The sequence below is a fragment of the Nocardia sp. NPDC055321 genome, assembly GCF_053645575.1.
In genome coordinates this window covers 77,587-93,963 of sequence record NZ_JBSHMS010000010.1, presented here as the reverse complement: position 1 = coordinate 93,963, position 16,377 = coordinate 77,587, and the positions used below count along the sequence as shown (strand labels likewise).

Annotated in this window: 15 protein-coding genes; 12 read left to right on the top strand and 3 right to left on the bottom strand. The window is 69.8% G+C overall.

What is annotated here, in order from left to right:
• Positions 1 to 11 precede the first annotated feature (11 nt).
• Positions 12 to 380 (top strand): VOC family protein, encoded by a 369-nt coding sequence (locus ACWIGI_RS17790; RefSeq protein WP_454203489.1) that lies wholly within the window; start codon positions 12 to 14, stop codon positions 378 to 380.
• A 39-nt stretch (positions 381 to 419) separates the two neighbouring features.
• Here ACWIGI_RS17790 and ACWIGI_RS17785 read toward each other — a convergent pair whose 3' ends face one another.
• The 3 genes from ACWIGI_RS17785 to ACWIGI_RS17775 form a co-directional block, all read right to left on the bottom strand.
• The gene (locus ACWIGI_RS17785) at positions 420 to 1,379 is read right to left on the bottom strand and encodes an SDR family NAD(P)-dependent oxidoreductase (RefSeq protein WP_454203488.1); all 960 of its coding nucleotides are present in this window, start codon (positions 1,377 to 1,379) and stop codon (positions 420 to 422) included.
• 218 nt (positions 1,380 to 1,597) lie between these two features.
• Positions 1,598 to 2,185 carry a hypothetical protein gene (locus ACWIGI_RS17780; protein ID WP_454203487.1) on the bottom strand — a complete coding sequence of 196 codons (588 nt, stop codon included), beginning with the start codon at positions 2,183 to 2,185 and terminating at the stop codon, positions 1,598 to 1,600.
• A 115-nt stretch (positions 2,186 to 2,300) separates the two neighbouring features.
• The gene (locus tag ACWIGI_RS17775) at positions 2,301 to 3,704 is read right to left on the bottom strand and encodes a sugar transferase (RefSeq protein WP_454203486.1); all 1,404 of its coding nucleotides are present in this window, start codon (positions 3,702 to 3,704) and stop codon (positions 2,301 to 2,303) included.
• Positions 3,705 to 4,232: 528 nt separating this feature from the next.
• Between ACWIGI_RS17775 and ACWIGI_RS17770 the strand changes: the two genes are divergently transcribed.
• The 11 genes from ACWIGI_RS17770 (at position 4,233) to ACWIGI_RS17720 (ending at position 16,377) form a co-directional block, all read left to right on the top strand.
• Positions 4,233 to 5,501: a class I SAM-dependent methyltransferase gene (locus ACWIGI_RS17770; protein ID WP_454203485.1), complete on the top strand. Its 1,269-nt coding sequence runs from the start codon at positions 4,233 to 4,235 to the stop codon at positions 5,499 to 5,501.
• A complete protein-coding gene (locus tag ACWIGI_RS17765; protein WP_454203484.1) occupies positions 5,498 to 6,277 on the top strand; it encodes a glucose-1-phosphate cytidylyltransferase in 780 nt (259 codons plus the stop codon). The genes ACWIGI_RS17770 and ACWIGI_RS17765 overlap by 4 nt, the downstream gene beginning before the upstream one ends.
• Entirely contained in the window at positions 6,274 to 6,924 is a 651-nt protein-coding gene (locus ACWIGI_RS17760) for a PIG-L deacetylase family protein (RefSeq protein WP_454203483.1), read from the top strand. Before ACWIGI_RS17765 ends, ACWIGI_RS17760 begins: the two co-directional genes overlap by 4 nt.
• Before the next feature lie 2 nt (positions 6,925 to 6,926).
• Positions 6,927 to 7,949 carry an NAD-dependent epimerase/dehydratase family protein gene (locus ACWIGI_RS17755; RefSeq protein WP_454203482.1) on the top strand — a complete coding sequence of 341 codons (1,023 nt, stop codon included), beginning with the start codon at positions 6,927 to 6,929 and terminating at the stop codon, positions 7,947 to 7,949.
• 70 nt (positions 7,950 to 8,019) lie between these two features.
• Positions 8,020 to 9,162: a class I SAM-dependent methyltransferase gene (locus ACWIGI_RS17750; protein ID WP_454203481.1), complete on the top strand. Its 1,143-nt coding sequence runs from the start codon at positions 8,020 to 8,022 to the stop codon at positions 9,160 to 9,162.
• A gap of 355 nt (positions 9,163 to 9,517) precedes the next feature.
• Complete coding sequence (locus ACWIGI_RS17745) at positions 9,518 to 10,354, top strand: glycosyltransferase family 2 protein (protein WP_454203480.1); 837 nt, start codon at positions 9,518 to 9,520, stop codon at positions 10,352 to 10,354.
• A gap of 23 nt (positions 10,355 to 10,377) precedes the next feature.
• The gene (locus ACWIGI_RS17740; protein ID WP_454203658.1) at positions 10,378 to 11,445 is read left to right on the top strand and encodes a glycosyltransferase family 4 protein; all 1,068 of its coding nucleotides are present in this window, start codon (positions 10,378 to 10,380) and stop codon (positions 11,443 to 11,445) included.
• Positions 11,442 to 12,614, top strand: coding sequence for a glycosyltransferase family 4 protein (locus ACWIGI_RS17735; protein WP_454203479.1), 1,173 nt, complete (start codon positions 11,442 to 11,444; stop codon positions 12,612 to 12,614). The genes ACWIGI_RS17740 and ACWIGI_RS17735 overlap by 4 nt, the downstream gene beginning before the upstream one ends.
• A 104-nt stretch (positions 12,615 to 12,718) precedes the next feature.
• Positions 12,719 to 13,975, top strand: coding sequence for an oligosaccharide flippase family protein (locus ACWIGI_RS17730; protein ID WP_454203657.1), 1,257 nt, complete (start codon positions 12,719 to 12,721; stop codon positions 13,973 to 13,975).
• Positions 13,972 to 14,976 carry a CgeB family protein gene (locus ACWIGI_RS17725; RefSeq protein ID WP_454203478.1) on the top strand — a complete coding sequence of 335 codons (1,005 nt, stop codon included), beginning with the start codon at positions 13,972 to 13,974 and terminating at the stop codon, positions 14,974 to 14,976. The genes ACWIGI_RS17730 and ACWIGI_RS17725 overlap by 4 nt, the downstream gene beginning before the upstream one ends.
• A 21-nt stretch (positions 14,977 to 14,997) precedes the next feature.
• Positions 14,998 to 16,377: a hypothetical protein gene (locus ACWIGI_RS17720; RefSeq protein ID WP_454203477.1), complete on the top strand. Its 1,380-nt coding sequence runs from the start codon at positions 14,998 to 15,000 to the stop codon at positions 16,375 to 16,377.

Genomic DNA, 16,377 nt, shown 5'->3' with positions numbered 1-16,377 from the left:
TCCTCGAACCCATGGATTGGAAAATCGAACTCGTCGCCCTGCCGGTCTCCGACGTCGATCGCGCCAAAGCCTTCTACGTCGGGATCGGCTTCAACGCCGACTACGACCACACGCCCAGCCCGGGCATCCGTTTCGTGCAGCTCACCCCGCCGGGGTCGGGGTGCTCCATCTGCCTCGGGGAGGGCCTGACCTCGGCCGCGCCGGGGAGCGTGGAGGGGATGCAGGTGGTGGTGGCCAGTGCGGAACAGGCCTACCAGCAGCTCATCGCGGCGGGGGTCGACGCCACCCCGGTCAAGGATGAGGGGTGGGGGCTGTTCACGTACTTCGCCGACCCGGACGGCAACCGGTGGGCCGTGCAGGAACTGCCGAAACAGTCCTGACCCCCGGCGCCGCTCGCCGACCGCATCCCGAATCCGGCCTCAGCCGGAGGTCTTGGCCCACCAGCCCGCGACCTCGTCCGCGCTGAGGCCGGACGCCGCGTCCAGGAACTCGAAGAGCTCGGCTTCCCGTGCCGGGTCGTAGGATTCGGCGGACGACGGGACCGGGTGGTCGATCTCGACGTACGCGCCGCGCAGGGCCGGGGCGGGGATCGTCGCGGAACCGGTGGCCAGCGCCGTCAGCTCGGTCGCCGAGCGGCGCGGGGTCGAGACGCCGGGGACCACCCGCATCGCGGGCAGCAGGTACTTCCAGCCGAACCGTTCGACGGCGCTGCGGTCGCGGGCCAGTCCGGTGCCGGGCATCATGCCCGGGTCGTAGCAGATCGGGTCGATGAATTCCGGTGCGCGGCGGGCGAGTTCGTGGACCCAGTACAGGGTCCCGAGCTTGCTGGTCGAGTAGGCGCGGACGCCGTCGCCGGGCCGCGGCCGGGCCAGGGCCCGAGGGCTCTCCCACGCCGGGGCCGCGACCATGCCGTAGGAGCGGCGGAACTTCCCGTAGTGGGTGCCCGAACCCAGGCAGACGATCCGGGACGGGGCGTCCAGGAGGTCGGAGAGCAGTCCGGTCAGCAGGTGTGGGCCGAGCAGATTGGTCGCGAAGGTGAGTTCGTATCCGTCCGCGGTCGCGGCGGTGGTGGACACCGTCTGAATACCGGCGTTGAGCAGCAGGCAGCGCGGCGGGGCGATCGCACCGCTGGCGACGAGTGCGCGGATCTCGGCGGCGGCGCTTCGCACGCCGGCGAGATCGGCCTGATCGCACACGACATAGCGGAAGTTGGCCGGATCACCCAGTGCCGCACGGAGGTCGGCGACCCGCTGTTCCGAGCGCGCGGTGGCGACGACGGTCCACTCGGGCGAACCCGCGAGCAGGCGCGCGACGACGGCGCCGAGACCGGAAGTCGCCCCGGTGAGCAAGACGGTGGCGGTGGACGTGCTCGAAGCCATGCGATTCCCCCTGTCGCGCAACGGCATACGAAAGCCATGCTAGCCGAGTCAGGGCGCTCGGCGCCGATCGCGACCCAGCGTGTACCCCGGGAAAGTGGGCCGGAGCCAACAGGTTCCGGCCCACACGCTCGGTATCGCTCACACCCTCCGATGCTGAGCGATCACGAGCGCCGGCGGCGGGGGCACGCGAAGCGCCGCGCCGACAACCGTCCCGGGAATCAGAAGGACCCGGTGCCCGGCAGGGTGGTGGTAGACGGCGCCGTGGTCGTGGACGGTGCGGTCGTGGTCGACGGTGCGGTCGTCGTCGGCGGGACCGCGGTCGTCGGGGCCACCGTCGTGGTCGGGGGCGCCGTCGTCGTCCCGGGTTCGTCGTCGACGCGAACCTCGAGGCGGGCGGCGACCTGGGCGCCCCCGGCGTCGCTTACCTGCAGGTCGAGGTAGTAGACCCCGCTCTGGCGCGGCGTCCACGTCGTCTTGGCCTTGGGCCGGCCGTCGGGTGTCGTCCCGACGACGGGTTGGCCGTCCGGCCCGTAGAAGGTGCCCTCCCCGAACACGGACGGGCCCGTCCCGCTGCCCAGCCTGAAGCTGACCCAGAGCAGCCGCCCGCCGCCGACCGGCCCCACGCCGGTCAGTTCGTAGGTGGATCCGACGACATGCGTGTCGGCGGTGATGGTGAGCGTGCCTTCGGGATTCGTCACATCCGACGCAGCGGTGGGGGCCAGGACCCCCACCGCGGTTGCGACACCCGCTACGACGAGCCCACCGATCAGGGCCGAGAATCCGGCCCGAGATTTCATCAACGTCATTCCTCAATCCATTTGCGCTGCACAGGATCGTGCAACCGCAGCGTATCTGCGCCCGTGTGCCATCACATGTGAAATGCGGCCGCGAGACGGATCGCGAAATACGGATGAGGTCCGATCAGTACGCCCCTTCGCCCCGGGCGACGGTGGTGATCGTCTTGCCGATGATGCTCATATCCAACAGCATCGACCAGTTCTCGACGTAGAACAGATCGAGCTCGACCGACTGCTCCGGCGCCAGGTCGGAGCGGCCGCTCACCTGCCACAGGCCGGTGATCCCGGGCATGACCAGCAGGCGGCGGCGCGTTACCCCGTTGTAGGAGCGCACTTCCCGGCGCACCTGGGGGCGCGGGCCCACGACGCTCATGTCCCGGCGGAGCACGTTCAGGAACTGGGGCAGCTCGTCCAGGCTGTACTTGCGGATGAACTGGCCCACCGGGGTGATCCGCGGGTCGTTCTTCAGCTTGAAGAACAGCGGGTTGCCGCCGTTGCCGGTGATCAGCGCGGGCGCCTGGCGTTCGGCGTCGGCGTACATGCTGCGGAACTTGATCATTCGAAACGGCTTGCCGTCCACGCCGATTCGTTCCGACAGATAGAAGATCGGACCCTTGCTGGTGAGTTTGACCGCGGCGGCGATCACGAGCATGAGCGGCGCGACGAGGATCAGCGCCAGGATCGCGAAACAGGTGTCGAACGCGGCTTTGTGCAGCGACATGGCGCGGTCGTATTGCGGCCCATCGATATGCAGCATCGGCATGCCTTCGAGAAGATGGCTCGTCATGCGCGTCTTGGAGATATCGATCACACCGGGCGCGACGATCAATTCCACGCCGGCCAGATCGAGATCCCACGCCATTCGGCGAATATCGCTGGGCCCCAGGTGATTGGTCGCCATGACCGCGACGGTGTCCGCTCCCACCCGCCGGGCGGCGCGCACCACCGATCGATCGTCGCCGACGATGGGTATCGAACGGCCGTCGATCTCGATGGCCGCGTCCGCCTCCGGGAGCCGGTCCGGCGTGCAGACGCCCACGACGCGATAGCGGACCGGGCGGCTGCGCGAGAACGCCGCCGCCATGGTCCGGGCGGCATCGGCACTGCCCACGATCAGCACCGATCGCTGCTGCGCGTGCGGCGTCCGCCGTCGCGCGGACCGCAGTCGCCAGACCAGCCGGCCCAGTATCAGGCCGCTGAGCCCCAGCGGCAGGGTGATCGCCAGGTACGTCCGCGCGGCGTCCAGTTCGAGCACCAGCGCCACGATCGCGAGCGGCCCGAAAAGATGCAGCGCCGACGACAGCAATTTCCGGTACTCGCCACTGCCGGTATCGATCACGCGCGGCGAGCGGGCGCCATTCCAGTTGAGCAGCGCGAGCCAGGCGAGCGCTATACCCGCGGAGATCGCGGTACCGGGGGACTCCGTGCTCGGCCACCACTCGATCGGCGCATCCGGAGTGCGGCCCAATTCGATTACGTGCGTGAGAACGACAGCGAAACACACCATGAAGAAGTCGATCGCCAGCAATTCCCGCGAGTATCGGGTTCGCCATTGATCGCGCTCGCCCGGGCGTAGCGAATTCGGCGTTGCGTCAAACGTGTCGAGCGGGGCACGGAGTTCTATACCCATGATGATGTACCTGTCATACACAAGAGGGCCTGTCGCGCTTCGATGCACGACGGTGGTCGAGGGTTCGGGGGGTGGTCGGTGCCGGTGACCGGGACGGTAACTGCCGTCAGTTCATGGTCAGTTGTCCATGTCGTGATGGTGTCGAGGGCCGTTACGGTCGGCGAGAATCCCTATCGCACATTGTGATAGCGAATTCGAATAACTAATGTTCGGGTCGGTGTGCGGCGTGCCCCCCAAGCCTGGCGGCCCGCGTGCGGGGCCGGCGGTCGAGCGTATCGCTGCGATAGTAGCCGACGAGAAGCGGAATCACGCCGGGGCTGTGTCGGGATCACACCGAATCTGGTTGTAACGTGATCGCGAAGCAATGAGATGTGGAACGTGCGGCCGGATGTCATCGGTCTGTTGGAATCGATGGTGTGGAGCTGTATGCGTTGCCGTCTGTGCAATTCTGAACGAATATCGAGTGTGCTGGATCTCGGCGCCACGCCGCCGTGCGAAAAGTTCCTTTCGCGCGGCGATCTCGACCTGCCCGAGGTGACGTATCCGCTGCATCTCCGTTTGTGCGACGAGTGCCTGCTGCTGCAACTGCCCGCGCTGATAACCCCCGAAGAGACATTCACCGAATACGCCTACTTCTCCTCGTACTCGGACAGTTGGGTCCGGCACGCCGCGGAGTTCGTGTCCGCCGCGACCGAACGCCTTGGGCTGGGCGGGGATTCGTTCGTCGTGGAGGTCGCCAGCAACGACGGCTATCTGCTGCAGCACGCGGTCGCCCGTGGCCTGCGCTGCCTGGGGATCGAGCCGTCGGTGAACGTCGGCGCGGCCGCGCTGGAAAAGAATGTGCCAACCGTCACAGCGTTTCTCGACGAGGACCTGGCGGAGCGGATCCGTTCCGAGCACGGTCCGGCCGATCTCGTCGTCGCCAACAACGTCTTCGCCCACATCCCCGACATCCTCGGCTTCGCCCGGGCGCTGCGGCGGCTGGTGGCCGACACCGGCACGGTGTCCATCGAGGTGCACCACGCGCTGAACCTGGTGCGGCACGGGCAGTTCGACACCATCTACCACGAGCATTTCCAGTACTACACCCTGGTTTCGGCCCGGCGAGCGCTGTGGACGGCGGGCCTGCACGTCATCGACGTCGAACTGCTCGGCACCCACGGTGGATCGCTGCGCGTCTGGGCCACAGCCGATTCCGCGCACCCGGTCTCGGATCGCGTCGCCGAGGTGCTGGCCGAGGAAGCCGCGGCCGGTCTCCACACGGCCGACGGCTACGCCGGCATGCGCGCGGACGCGGAAACGGTCCGCGCGGACCTGCTCGCCTTCCTCCTGGAACAGCGCGCTCTCGGCAGGCGGGTGGTCGGCTACGGCGCTCCGGGTAAGGGCAACACCCTGCTCAACTACTGCGGGATCCGCGCCGACCTCATCGAGTACATCGTGGATCGCAGCCCGTACAAGCACGGCAAATTCACCCCGGGCGCCCGCATTCCCATCCACGCGCCGGACCGGATCGCGGCCGATCGCCCCGATGTCGTGGTGGTGCTGCCCTGGAACCTGGAAACCGAACTCACCGAGCAGCTGCGGTACGTCGGAGATTGGGGCGGCGTCCTGGTCTATCCGCTGCCGAGGCTGCGCGTCGTAGATCTGAAAGACCGCGTGGTGAACCCGACGGAGATCGAGAGCAGAGTGTCATGAAGGTTGTGCTGTTCTGCGGCGGTTACGGCATGCGCATGCGCGGCGGCTCGGGCGACATGATCCCCAAGCCGATGCAGATGGTCGGCCCGCGCCCGCTCATCTGGCACGTGATGCGGTACTACGCGCACTTCGGGCACCGCGATTTCATCCTGTGCCTGGGCTATGGCGCGCAGCACATCAAGGACTACTTCCTCACCTACCGCGAGGCGATGTCCAACGATTTCGTGCTGCGCGGCGGCGAGGTCGAGCTGCTCCACTCCGACATCAGCGACTGGACGATCACCTTCGTCGACACCGGCGTCGAGTCGGCGATCGGGGAACGGCTGCGCCGCGTGCGACCGCACCTGGACGGTGAGGAGTACTTCCTCGCCAACTACTCCGACGTGCTGACCGACGCCCCGCTGGATGAAATGATCGAGCAGTTCCGGCTTTCCGGCGCTGCGGCGGCGTTGATGGCGGTGCCGCCGCAGTCGTCGTTCCACTGCGTGGATCTGAGCCCGGACGGTGCGGTCAAGACCATCACCCCGGTCTCGCAGCTGCCGGTGTGGGAGAACGGCGGCTACTTCGTGCTCAGCCAGGAGGTCTTCGACCTGCTGCCGCCGGGCGGTGATCTGGTCGAGGACGCGTGTGCCGTGCTCGCCGATCAGGGCCGGTTGTTCGGGTATCAGCACGCGGGATTCTGGAAGCCCGCCGACACCTTCAAGGAACGCGCCGAACTCGACGCCGGGTACCGGGACGGCAATCGCCCCTGGATGGTCTGGGAGAACTCGGCATGATCACCCTCGACTCCGGCCCGCTGGCCGAGATCGCGGTGCTGGGCGCGCATTGCGACGACATCGCGATCGGCATGGGCGGCACCCTGCTGACCCTCGCCGGGCGCAACCCCGGCCTGCGGGTCCACGCCCTGGTGCTCTCCGGTGGTGACACCGCGCGGGCCGCTGAGGAGCGCGCCGCCCTGCGCGCCTTCTGCCCCGCCGCCGAGGTGACCCTCACGGTCCTGGACATCCCCGACGGCCGCGCCCCGGCGCACTGGGATCGAGTCAAGAACGCGCTGAACGACTTTCGGCGCACCACGAATCCCGACGTCGTGTTCGCGCCGCAGCGCGGCGACGCGCACCAGGACCATCGGCTGCTCGCCGAACTGGTCCCGACGGAGTTCCGCGACCACCTCGTGCTGGGCTACGAGATTCTCAAATGGGAGACCGACACCCCGCGCCCGACGGTGCTGCATCCGCTGGAGCCGGAGGTCGCCGCGGCGAAGGCCCGGCTGCTGGCGGAGTGCTATCCCTCCCAGGCGAACCGGGACTGGTTCGACGACGAGGCGTTCCTGGGACTGGCCAGACTGCGCGGAATCCAGTGCCGCGCACCATATGCCGAGGGCTTTGTGCTGGACAAGGCCACCATCACCTTCGGAGGTGCGTAACGATGCGGGTGCTGGTCACCGGTCACCAGGGCTACCTGGGCACGGTCATGGTGCCCCGGCTGCTCGAAGCGGGGCACGAGGTCGTCGGCTTGGACGCCGGCCTGTTCGCCGACTGCGTTCTCGGTGCGGCGCCGCAGGATCCGCCCGGGCTGCGGCTCGATCTGCGCGACATCCGGGCGGAGCACCTCGCCGGATTCGACGCGGTGATCCATCTGGCGGCGCTGTCCAACGATCCGCTGGGCGCGCTGGTGCCGCAGATCACCCACGACATCAATCACCACGCGTCGGTGCGCCTGGCCGTGCTCGCCAAAGCGGCGGGCGTGCGCCGGTTCCTGTACGCGTCGACCTGTTCGGTGTACGGCGCCGCGGGTGACGCGCCGGTGAGCGAGAGCGCCCCGCTGCGCCCCCTGACCCCGTACGCCGAGAGCAAGGTCCGGGTCGAGGACGACGTCGCCGCGCTGGCGGACGACGGCTTCTCCCCGGTGTTCCTGCGCAACGCGACGGCGTTCGGCTTCTCGCCCCGGTTGCGCGCGGACATCGTGCTCAACAACCTGGTCGGCTACGCCGTGCTGACCGATGAGGTGCGGGTGCTCTCGGACGGCACGCCGTGGCGGCCGCTCGTGCACGCCCTGGACATCGCCGACGCCTTCGCGACCTGCCTGGTCGCCCCGATCGACGCGATTCACTGCCGGGCGTACAACATCGGCACCGAGGCGAACAACGTGACGGTGGCGCAGATCGCCGCGGCGGTGGTCGAGGTGGTGCCCACCGCCCGGCTGGTGATCACCGGCGAGCACGGCGCGGATCCGCGCTCGTACCGGGTCGACTTCTCGGCCGCCCGCGATCGGCTGGGATTCGAAGCGCGCATCGGCATTTCGGAGGGCGCGCAGGAGCTGTACCGGGAGTACCGGGCGCGGGACCTGACCAAGGACGACTTCTTCGACGGCTTCGTCCGGCTGTCCCGGTTGCGCGCGCTGCGCGAGCGGGGCGTGCTGGGCGACGACCTGCGGCGGGTGATCGCGTGATCCCGCCGTGCGGCCGACCGATTCCGGCATGCGGCCGAGTGCTCCCGCCGTCCGGCCGGGTGATGCCGCCGTGACGGGGTCGGGGCCGAGGGGATCGGCGCGCTGCCGCGGTTGCGCGGGAAGCGAACTCGACATCGTGCTCGATCTCGGCGCGGTCGCCGCCGCGGATGACTTCCCGCCGGCGAGCGCCCCGGTCGATCCCGCCGAGACCGCGCATCCGCTGGCCATGCTCCGCTGCGGGGACTGCGGTCTGGCGCAGCTCGCCGCCGACGACACCGTCACCCGCGAGCCGCGCGGCATCGAACCGCGGGCGCTGCGGGAGCAGGCTGCCGACGCGGTGGCGCGGGTGGCGGCGTCGGGCCTGCTGCGGGGTTCGACGGCACGGGAATTCGGCAGTCCGCACGGTGGCAGCTGGCTGCCGCTGCTCGGCGACCGCGATTTCGAGATCACCGATGCCCCCGCGGATCTCGTGATCGACTGCTTCGGCATCATGCACGAGCCGGACCAGCGCGCCGCGTTCGCCCGCCGCGCCGCGGCGCTGACCCCGGACGGCGTGCTGCTGCTGCAGTACCACTCGCTGAGCGCGATCGTCCGGCTCGGGCAGTGGAATGCCCTGCGCCACGGTCATTTCGGCTACTACACCCTGCCGGTGCTGCGCCGGCTCCTGCGCGACGCGGGGCTGAGCGCGGTGCACGCGTGGGAGTTCGATCTCTACGGCGGCACGGTCCTGCTCGCCGCCGTCGCCGGTATCGCCGAACCCGCCGAGTCGGTGCTACGCGTGGCGGCAGCCGAGGCGGCGTCGACCGATCCGGACGCGGTCCGCGGTCTCCAGCGCGCGGCCGACGAGCAGGCGCTGGCGCTGCGCCGCCGGCTGGACACCGAATCCGCCCGCGGCCGAACCGTGTACGCGTACGGCGCGGCGTCGCGGGCGGTCGCCCTGTTCTGCCGCGCGGGCCTGCATCGCGGTCTGCTCGCCGGTGTGGCGGACGCGTCGGCCGCGAAATGGGGCCGGCGAATGCCGGGTACCGATATCCCGATCATCGCACCGGCCGACCTCGTCGCGGCCGATCCGGATCGGGTGCTGCTGACCGTTCCGGATCTCCTCGCCGAGGTTACCGAGCAGTACCCGGAATTGAATGGCAGGTGGATTCTCGACGGCGCCGAAGCGCACGACATCGTGAATGGAACTGCGCTGTCAGGGTATTCGCGATGATCAGGGAATGTGACATCGGTCACGAAAAGGTTTGCGAAGTTCCCCTGCGCTGGAGCGGGTCTATACCGTCGAACAGCCGGGCGTTCCTTCGGCGCAATGGATCGCGGGCGGATTGTCTACTGATGAGGAATGTTGTGCATGCGCGGGGTGGTTCGTATCGCTACCGCGCCACACGGGTTCGTGTTGAATCAGCGCTGGTAGCCGGGGTTTTTCCGGTGAACAGGAGTTCGGTTATCGCCGACGCGGACGCGGTCGGCCGAATTGCCGATCGCGAAAGTCGTTCGCCGCGAGACAGTTCCGATTCGTGTTCGCGCAATTCCCGGCGCGCATTCGAGCGCCCCGCGGAGGAGTAAACGTGGTCAGCCTGTCCGTGTGCGTCCCCGCCTACAATGCCGGGCGCACCGTGGAAACGACGCTGCGCTCGGTTCTGGATCAGAACGTCGATTTCGAGCTGCTGCTCCTGGATAACGCGAGTTCGGACGAGACAGCCGATATCGTCGCGTCATTCGACGATTCCCGGCTGCGCGTCGTCCGCAACGCCGAGACCCTGTCCATCGGCGACAATTGGAACCGGGCGATCCGGCTCTCCAGGGGAAAACTGGTCAAGGTCGTGTGCGCCGACGACATCATCCTGCCGGGCGCGCTCGCGGCCCAGCTCGAGGTCATGGCCGATCCCGGGGTCGCCCTCAGCTCGGCCAGGTTTCAGGTGATCGACGCGAACGGCGCCCTGGTCGAGAGCGGTCTCGGGCTGCCCGGCCTGCACGGGCACCGGACGGCGCGCGAACTGGTCCGCACCATCGTCCGGCACGGCCCCGCCGAGTTCGGCCCCACCGCCGCCGCGATGTTCCGGCGCGAGCATTTCGATCGCGTCGGCGGGATTCGCGGCGACCTCGTCTTTCCCATGGACGTGGATCTCTTCGCGCGCGTCGGTCAGTTCGGGAGCTTCTACGGAATCCCCGATATCGCTGCCGCCTGGCGTGATTCGCCGTTCAACATGTGCAGTCGCACCTCCACGATCAGCAAGCTCACCGAGACCCTCCGGTTCCATCACCGCCTCGCCCGGGACCTCCCGCGCCACCTCACCCACACGGACGTGCTGGCCGGCGACTGGCGACTGGCGCGGGCCGCGCTGAACCGGCTCCGCATCCGCACCGCGCTGAGCGCGCGCAACCTGGTGGGGGAGCGCGGATGAGCGACACGCGAATCCGGGTGCACATGAGCGGATCCGAGTGGTTCGCCTCCGCCCCCGGCGGGTTGAACCGGTACTTCACCGATCTGTTCCAGGCCCTGGCGCCCCGGCCGGACGCGGCGGTCTCGGCGAGCGCCTTCGGCGATCCGCCGCCGGGCGGCCGATCCTGGGGCGCGACCGGCGGTTCCACGGCCCACCGGGCGGCGACCGCGTTCCTCGACGGCTTCCGGGTACCGCGCGGCACCGTGCTGGACCGGCATTTCGCGCTCTACGGCCGGCCCGCGATCGGCCCGCGCGGCAGGCACCCGCTGGTCATCCACTTCCACGGACCGTGGGCCGCAGAGAGCAGGCTGGCCGGATCCGGCGAACTCGCCGCGCGGGCGAAGTACGCCATCGAACGCCTGCGCGGGCTCGGGGCGGACCGATTCGTGGTGCTGTCCGAACAGTTTCGGGAGCTGCTCGTCTCGGACTACCGGGTGCGGGCCGACCGGATCGCGGTGATTCCGCCGGGCGTGGATCTCGATCGTTTCCGGCCCGGCCCCGCCGCGGAACGCACGGGCACCCGGACGGTGCTGTGTGTGCGCAGGCTCGAACGCCGGATGGGTATCGACCGCCTGTTGCGCGCCTGGCCGGCCGTGCTCGCCGCCTGCCCCGACGCGCGCCTGGTGATCGTCGGAACCGGCAGCGCGGAGGCCGAACTCCGGGAACTGGCCGGGCAACGCGACATCGCGGGCACCGTCGCGTTCGAGGGCTGGGCCGCCGACGAGCGCCTGGCCGAACTCTATGCCCGGGCGGAACTGACGGTGGTGCCCTCGGTCGCGCTGGAGGGCTTCGGCCTCATCGCGCTGGAATCGCTGGCCGCCGGCCGCGCCCCGATCGTGACCGACTGTGGGGGACTGCCGGATTCGGTGCGCGGGCTCGACCCGACGCTCATCGTTCCCGCCGGCGAGGTGGAACCGCTGGCCGCGCGCATCGTCGCCGCGCTGGCGGGTGCGATCCCGGACGCCGAACGGTGCCGGGCGCACGCCGAAACGTTCTCCTGGGATGCGGCGGCGACGCGGCACCTCGCGCTGTACGCGGAGCTGGCGCGATGATCAGGGCGGTATTCCTCTCCCACACCGCGGCGCCGTCCGGCGCCGAACTCGCGACGCTGCGATTGCTCTCGGCGCTATGCGATCGGACGGACGCGCCCGCGTTCGAGGTCGAGATGCTGGTGACCGAGAACGGGCCGATCGTCGATCGCCTGCGCGCCCGCGGCATTCCGGTCACGGTGCAGCACAACACCTTCGACAGCCGGTCGATGACCATCGCCGGGAGCGGCGCGGGCCGCCTGCTCGCCGGCGGCGTCGACCTGCTGAAGCTCGGCTGGACCCTGGGCGGGGTCCTGCGCGAGCGCCGGGCCGACGTCCTGGTCGCCGAGAGCACCAAGGCGCTGCTGATGGGCGCGGTCGCCGCGCGCCGTGCCCGGATTCCCCTGGTGTGGCAGGTGCACGATCTGGTGTCGAGCGAGTACTTCGGGCGGGTGCTCGCGGTCCTGATCCGGCTGCTGGGCTGGCTGCTCGCGGCCGGGGTGATCGCCAACAGCCGCGCGACGCTGCACTCGCTGATCACCTGGCGCCGGGCCGCGGTCGTGGCCTACCCGGGCGTCGAACCGGCCGCCGCGCCGCACGATCGCGCACCGCAGCGCGCGCCCGCGGACGCCACGGTGGCGGTCGTGGGCCGACTGAGCCCGTGGAAGGGCCAGGACGTGCTGCTGCGCGCCGTGGCCCGGGCCCGGCATCGGCCCCGCGCGGTGATCATCGTGGGCGGAACGTTCTTCGGGGAAGAGTCCTACCGCGACGAACTCGTGGCCCTGGCCGGCGAACTCGCGCTGCCGGTGGAGTTCATCGGCCACGTCGAGGACCCCGCGGCGTACATGCGCGACGCGGACATCCTGGTGCACTGCTCGGTGCTGGCCGAACCGTTCGGGCAGGTGGTCGTCGAGGGTATGCAGGCGGGCTGCGCGGTGATCGCCGCCCGCGCCGGCGGCCCCGCGGAGATCGTGCGGCCGGGCGTGGACGGACTGCTGGTCGAGGGCGGCGACAGCGCCGGGCTCGCCGACGCCCTGGATCGGCTGATCGGCGATCGCGCACTGCGCGTCCGGCTCGGGCAGTCGGCGCGCACGCGCGCACGGGAATTCGGCATCGACGCGACCGCCGCCGCGGTCGCGGGGGTGCTGACCGCAGTGACATCCGGGGCCGCGCAGCGGAGTCCGGTCTCGTGACCCCGCCGTCGAGCCGGGAGCGCGGAGCTCGCGGATACCAGGGCCGCCATCGCAAGGCGGCCCCCGCGGTCGCGGAGGCGGGGTCCGGCCGCGAGGTCTTCGGCGTGCTGCGCGATATCGGCCTGGTCAGCATCGGCAAGTACGGCCAGTACCTGGTCACGGTGGCGACGCTGCCGCTGATCGCGCGGGTGCTGGGCGCCGAGGGGCTCGGGACGCTCGCGGTCGGCATGGCCGCCTACTTCATCGGATCGCTGCTCGTCGACCTGGGCATCACCTCGTACATCTCCGCGCGCGTCCAGGGCCCGCGCCCGAATGTCGTGCACGTCAACGAACTTCGGGGCACCTACCTGGTGATTCGTGGCGCGATCCTGGGCGTGCTCGCGGTGGCGCTGGCGGGCAGCCTGGCGGCGGGGGCGCCCGGGCAGCTGCACATGATCTTCCTGGGCCTGTTCGTCGGCGGCTTCTGGTCGCTGTCCGAGGACTGGGTCCTGATCGGACAGGGCCGATTCGGCGCCTCGGTCGTGTACCAGGGCGTGGCCCGCGTCGGCTACCTGCTCATGCTGATCCTGGTGCTGCCGCACTTTCCGAGCGCGTCGATGGCCATGCTCTGCCTGCTGGCGTCCGCGGTGCTGAGCGTCGGCCTGACCTGGATCGACACCTGGCGCCGGTTCGGACCGCCGGGCCGGCCGCGCAAGGTGCGCGCGCTGCTGCGGATCGGCGGGCCGGTGCTGACCTCCCGGCTGCTGGTGACCAGCTACGGCCAGGGCGCGGCGGCGGCGTACGGCGTGGTGCTCAACGCGGCCTCGCTCGGACTCTTCTCCGCCGCCGACCGGCTGGTGCGCGCGGTCCAATCGCTGTTGGACCCCATCGGTTTCGCGTTGCTGCCGCGTATGGCGCGACGGACGCACCGCGGGTTCTGGCGCGATTCGAGCTGGACGCTCGCCGCCTGCGTCGGGGTGGCGATCCTGGTGGCGGGCATGGCCTGGGTGGCGGCGCCCGTTCTCATTCACCTGATCTTCGGCGACGAGTTCGCCGCGGCGGTACCCGTGCTGCGCGCCGAGGTGCTGATCCTGCCCGCGACGACGGTGACCTCGTTCATCACGACCGCCGTGCTGCCGGTCCGGCAGGACTCCGCGGGCGTGCTGGCCGGCGGGCTCATCGGGACCGCCGTGGCCGCCATCGCGCTCGGCGTCGCGGCGGTGTCGCATTCGCTGTGGGCGCTGGTCTGGGGGATCGTCATCGCCGAATTCGCCGTCGCGTGCTGGTACATCGTGCGGATGCGCTGGCTGTTCGTGCGCGATCTGGCGAACGCCACCCAGGTGACGACATTGCTGCCGGTCGTTCGGAAGGAAAGACGATGAGGATTCTGTTCGTCGGAGACGACTGGCTCGGCAGCAACGCCCGGTCGCTCGCCGAGGGTTTTCGGCACGCGGGTCACGAGGTTCTGGTCGTCGACTCCACCCCCGTGACGCTCCCGCCACGACTGTCCCCGTCCTGGGTCTACTCCAAGGTGGCCCACCGGCGCGCGCCGCAGGTGGTCGACCAGGTGCACGCCCGGATCGAACGCGCCGCCGCCGAACTGCATCCCGACATGGTCTTCGTGTTCAAGGGCGTGCATCTCGATCAGAGCCGGCTGCTGGCGACGCCCGCGCCGCTGCACGTGCACTACAGCCCGGACGACGTCTCGAACCCGGTCAACACCACCCCGGAATACCTCGCGCTCGAGTCGCAGTGGGATCTGGTCGTCACCACCAAACGGCACAACGTGCCCGAGCTGATCGACCGCGGCGCGCGCGAGACCCTGTTCGTCCGCAGCGCGTACGACCCGGCGTGGCACCACCGCTGCGCCCGTCGCGGGTCGCGCCAGTTCCTGACCGGATTCATCGGCGCGTGCCGTCCGGACCGGCGCGACAGCGTGGTGTCGCTGGCCCGCGCCCACGGCGCCCAGATGATGGTGAGCGGCCCGGGCTGGCAACAGGTTCGGCAGTTGCGCAGCACCCGGGCCAAACTCTCGGGCCCGGTCTACGGTGAGCAGTTCTCCATCGCGGTCGCCTCCATCACCGCCAATCTGGTCTTCCTGAACTCCGACAACCGGGATACGCACACCTGCCGCACCTTCGAGGTCCCCGCGGCGGGCGGGCTCTTCGTCGGCGAGCGGACCGGCGAGCACGCCGAACTGCTGGCCGACCGGACCGAGGCGTTCCTGTTCTCCGACCGCGACGAACTCGACGAGATCCTGGACTGGTGCGCGGCGAACCCCGAGGCCGCGGCACGCGTGGCCGAGGCGGGTTACCGGACCATCACCCGGGGCGGGCATCGATACGCCGACCGTGCGCGGGAGATCATCGATGCGATCGGATAGCACCGTGGGACAGGACTTCTCGTGCTGAGCGCGACCGTCACGATCGCGCTCATCGCGCTGGCGCTGCTCACCATCGTGGTGGCGGCCGGGCGGGTGGGCGGCGTCGCCCAGGTGCTGCTGGTGGCGCAGGCCGTCTACTGGACGATGTCCTACGTGGCCCGGCCGCTGGTGCTGCTCGTGGTCCGGCCCGAGCCCAGCTTCGGTGACAACGTGGCCGATCCGCGGCTGGCGCGCATCGGCTACGACATCGGGCTCGCGCTGGTGCTGCGGCCTGTCGTGTACGGGATGTGGGTGTACGCGGGGCTCGTCGTCGTCTTCGCGCTCTGGGCGCGGCGCCGGTCGCGTCCCGCGCGCACCGTGGTGATCACCCGGGATCCGAACTTCCTGCCGACGCTGTGCGTGCTGTACCTGCTGGGCACCACGGCCCGGCTGGCGAGCGTCGCCACCGGCGTCACCGGCAAGGCGGGTGAGGTCGAGAGCGCCAGTCCCGTACTGAGTTTGCTGACGATGCTGGCCACGGTCGGGGCCCTGGGCCTGATCGTGTTCGCGCGGTTCGCGAACCCGCGCCACACCCTCCTGGTGGTCGGGGTGCTGATGCTCGGGGAACTGTGGTGGACCACCGCGATCCAGTCCAAGACGCCCGTGCTCGGCGCCGCGCTCGCGATCGCGGTGCGGTTCGGCCTCGAGGGCTGGACGCGGACGAAAGTGGTCTCCATCGCCGCGGTCTCGCTCGCCGGCATCGGCGCGTTCGGCTGGCTGCAGTCGCTCAAGGCGACCGACTATTCGAAAGCCGAAGCGGCGCTCACCGATTCGGGCTACCCGCCGGTGTTGCAGCCCTTCCTGAGCCTGCTGCGCCGCTTCGATCTGCTCGAGGCCGCCACCGACGTCTACTACACCGGCCCGAACGCGTGGCTCAGCGCCGATCAGGTGGTGAATCACCTGCTGGTGAGCATGGTTCCGACCCAGCTGCTCGGCGCGGAGAAGGCGCAATCGGGGACCGAGTGGGCGAATCACGTGCGCGGTACGTCGGTCGACATGAGTCAGGTGTCGGTGTCCCTGGCCGAGGGCAACGTGAACGAGGGGTACGTGCTGGGCGGGTACCTCGGCGTCACGCTGGGGATGCTGTGCACCTTCGCGCTGCTGCTCGTCTGGGAGCGAACGCTGTACTCGCGCATGCTGATTCCGGTGATCTTCGGAACCGCGCTGATCGAATTCCCGGTCATCTTCGAGCGGGGCGTGCTGGGCACCGCCGAGACCCTGGGCAAGTTCCTGCAGGCCGCGGTGCTGATCTGGCTGGTGTACCTCGCGGTGGGGGAGCTGCGCCGAAAACCCGGGCCGAGTGGCGCGCCGGCGCCGGTACGCCCGATCGAACCCGCTGTCGCGGACAAGCGAAGGAATTGA

What these genes read in the sequence shown, in the direction of transcription:
- ACWIGI_RS17725 (WP_454203478.1), top strand. Translation starts at nt 13,972, where the DNA reads ATGAGGATTCTGTTCGTCGGAGACGACTGGCTCGGCAGCAACGCCCGG.
- ACWIGI_RS17735 (WP_454203479.1), top strand. Translation starts at nt 11,442, where the DNA reads ATGATCAGGGCGGTATTCCTCTCCCACACCGCGGCGCCGTCCGGCGCC.
- ACWIGI_RS17740 (WP_454203658.1), top strand. Translation starts at nt 10,378, where the DNA reads ATGAGCGGATCCGAGTGGTTCGCCTCCGCCCCCGGCGGGTTGAACCGG.
- ACWIGI_RS17760 (WP_454203483.1), top strand. Translation starts at nt 6,274, where the DNA reads ATGATCACCCTCGACTCCGGCCCGCTGGCCGAGATCGCGGTGCTGGGC.
- ACWIGI_RS17765 (WP_454203484.1), top strand. Translation starts at nt 5,498, where the DNA reads ATGAAGGTTGTGCTGTTCTGCGGCGGTTACGGCATGCGCATGCGCGGC.
- ACWIGI_RS17790 (WP_454203489.1), top strand. Translation starts at nt 12, where the DNA reads ATGGATTGGAAAATCGAACTCGTCGCCCTGCCGGTCTCCGACGTCGAT.
- ACWIGI_RS17770 (WP_454203485.1), top strand. Translation starts at nt 4,233, where the DNA reads ATGCGTTGCCGTCTGTGCAATTCTGAACGAATATCGAGTGTGCTGGAT.
- ACWIGI_RS17785 (WP_454203488.1), bottom strand. Translation starts at nt 1,379, where the DNA reads ATGGCTTCGAGCACGTCCACCGCCACCGTCTTGCTCACCGGGGCGACT.
- ACWIGI_RS17780 (WP_454203487.1), bottom strand. Translation starts at nt 2,185, where the DNA reads ATGACGTTGATGAAATCTCGGGCCGGATTCTCGGCCCTGATCGGTGGG.
- ACWIGI_RS17755 (WP_454203482.1), top strand. Translation starts at nt 6,927, where the DNA reads ATGCGGGTGCTGGTCACCGGTCACCAGGGCTACCTGGGCACGGTCATG.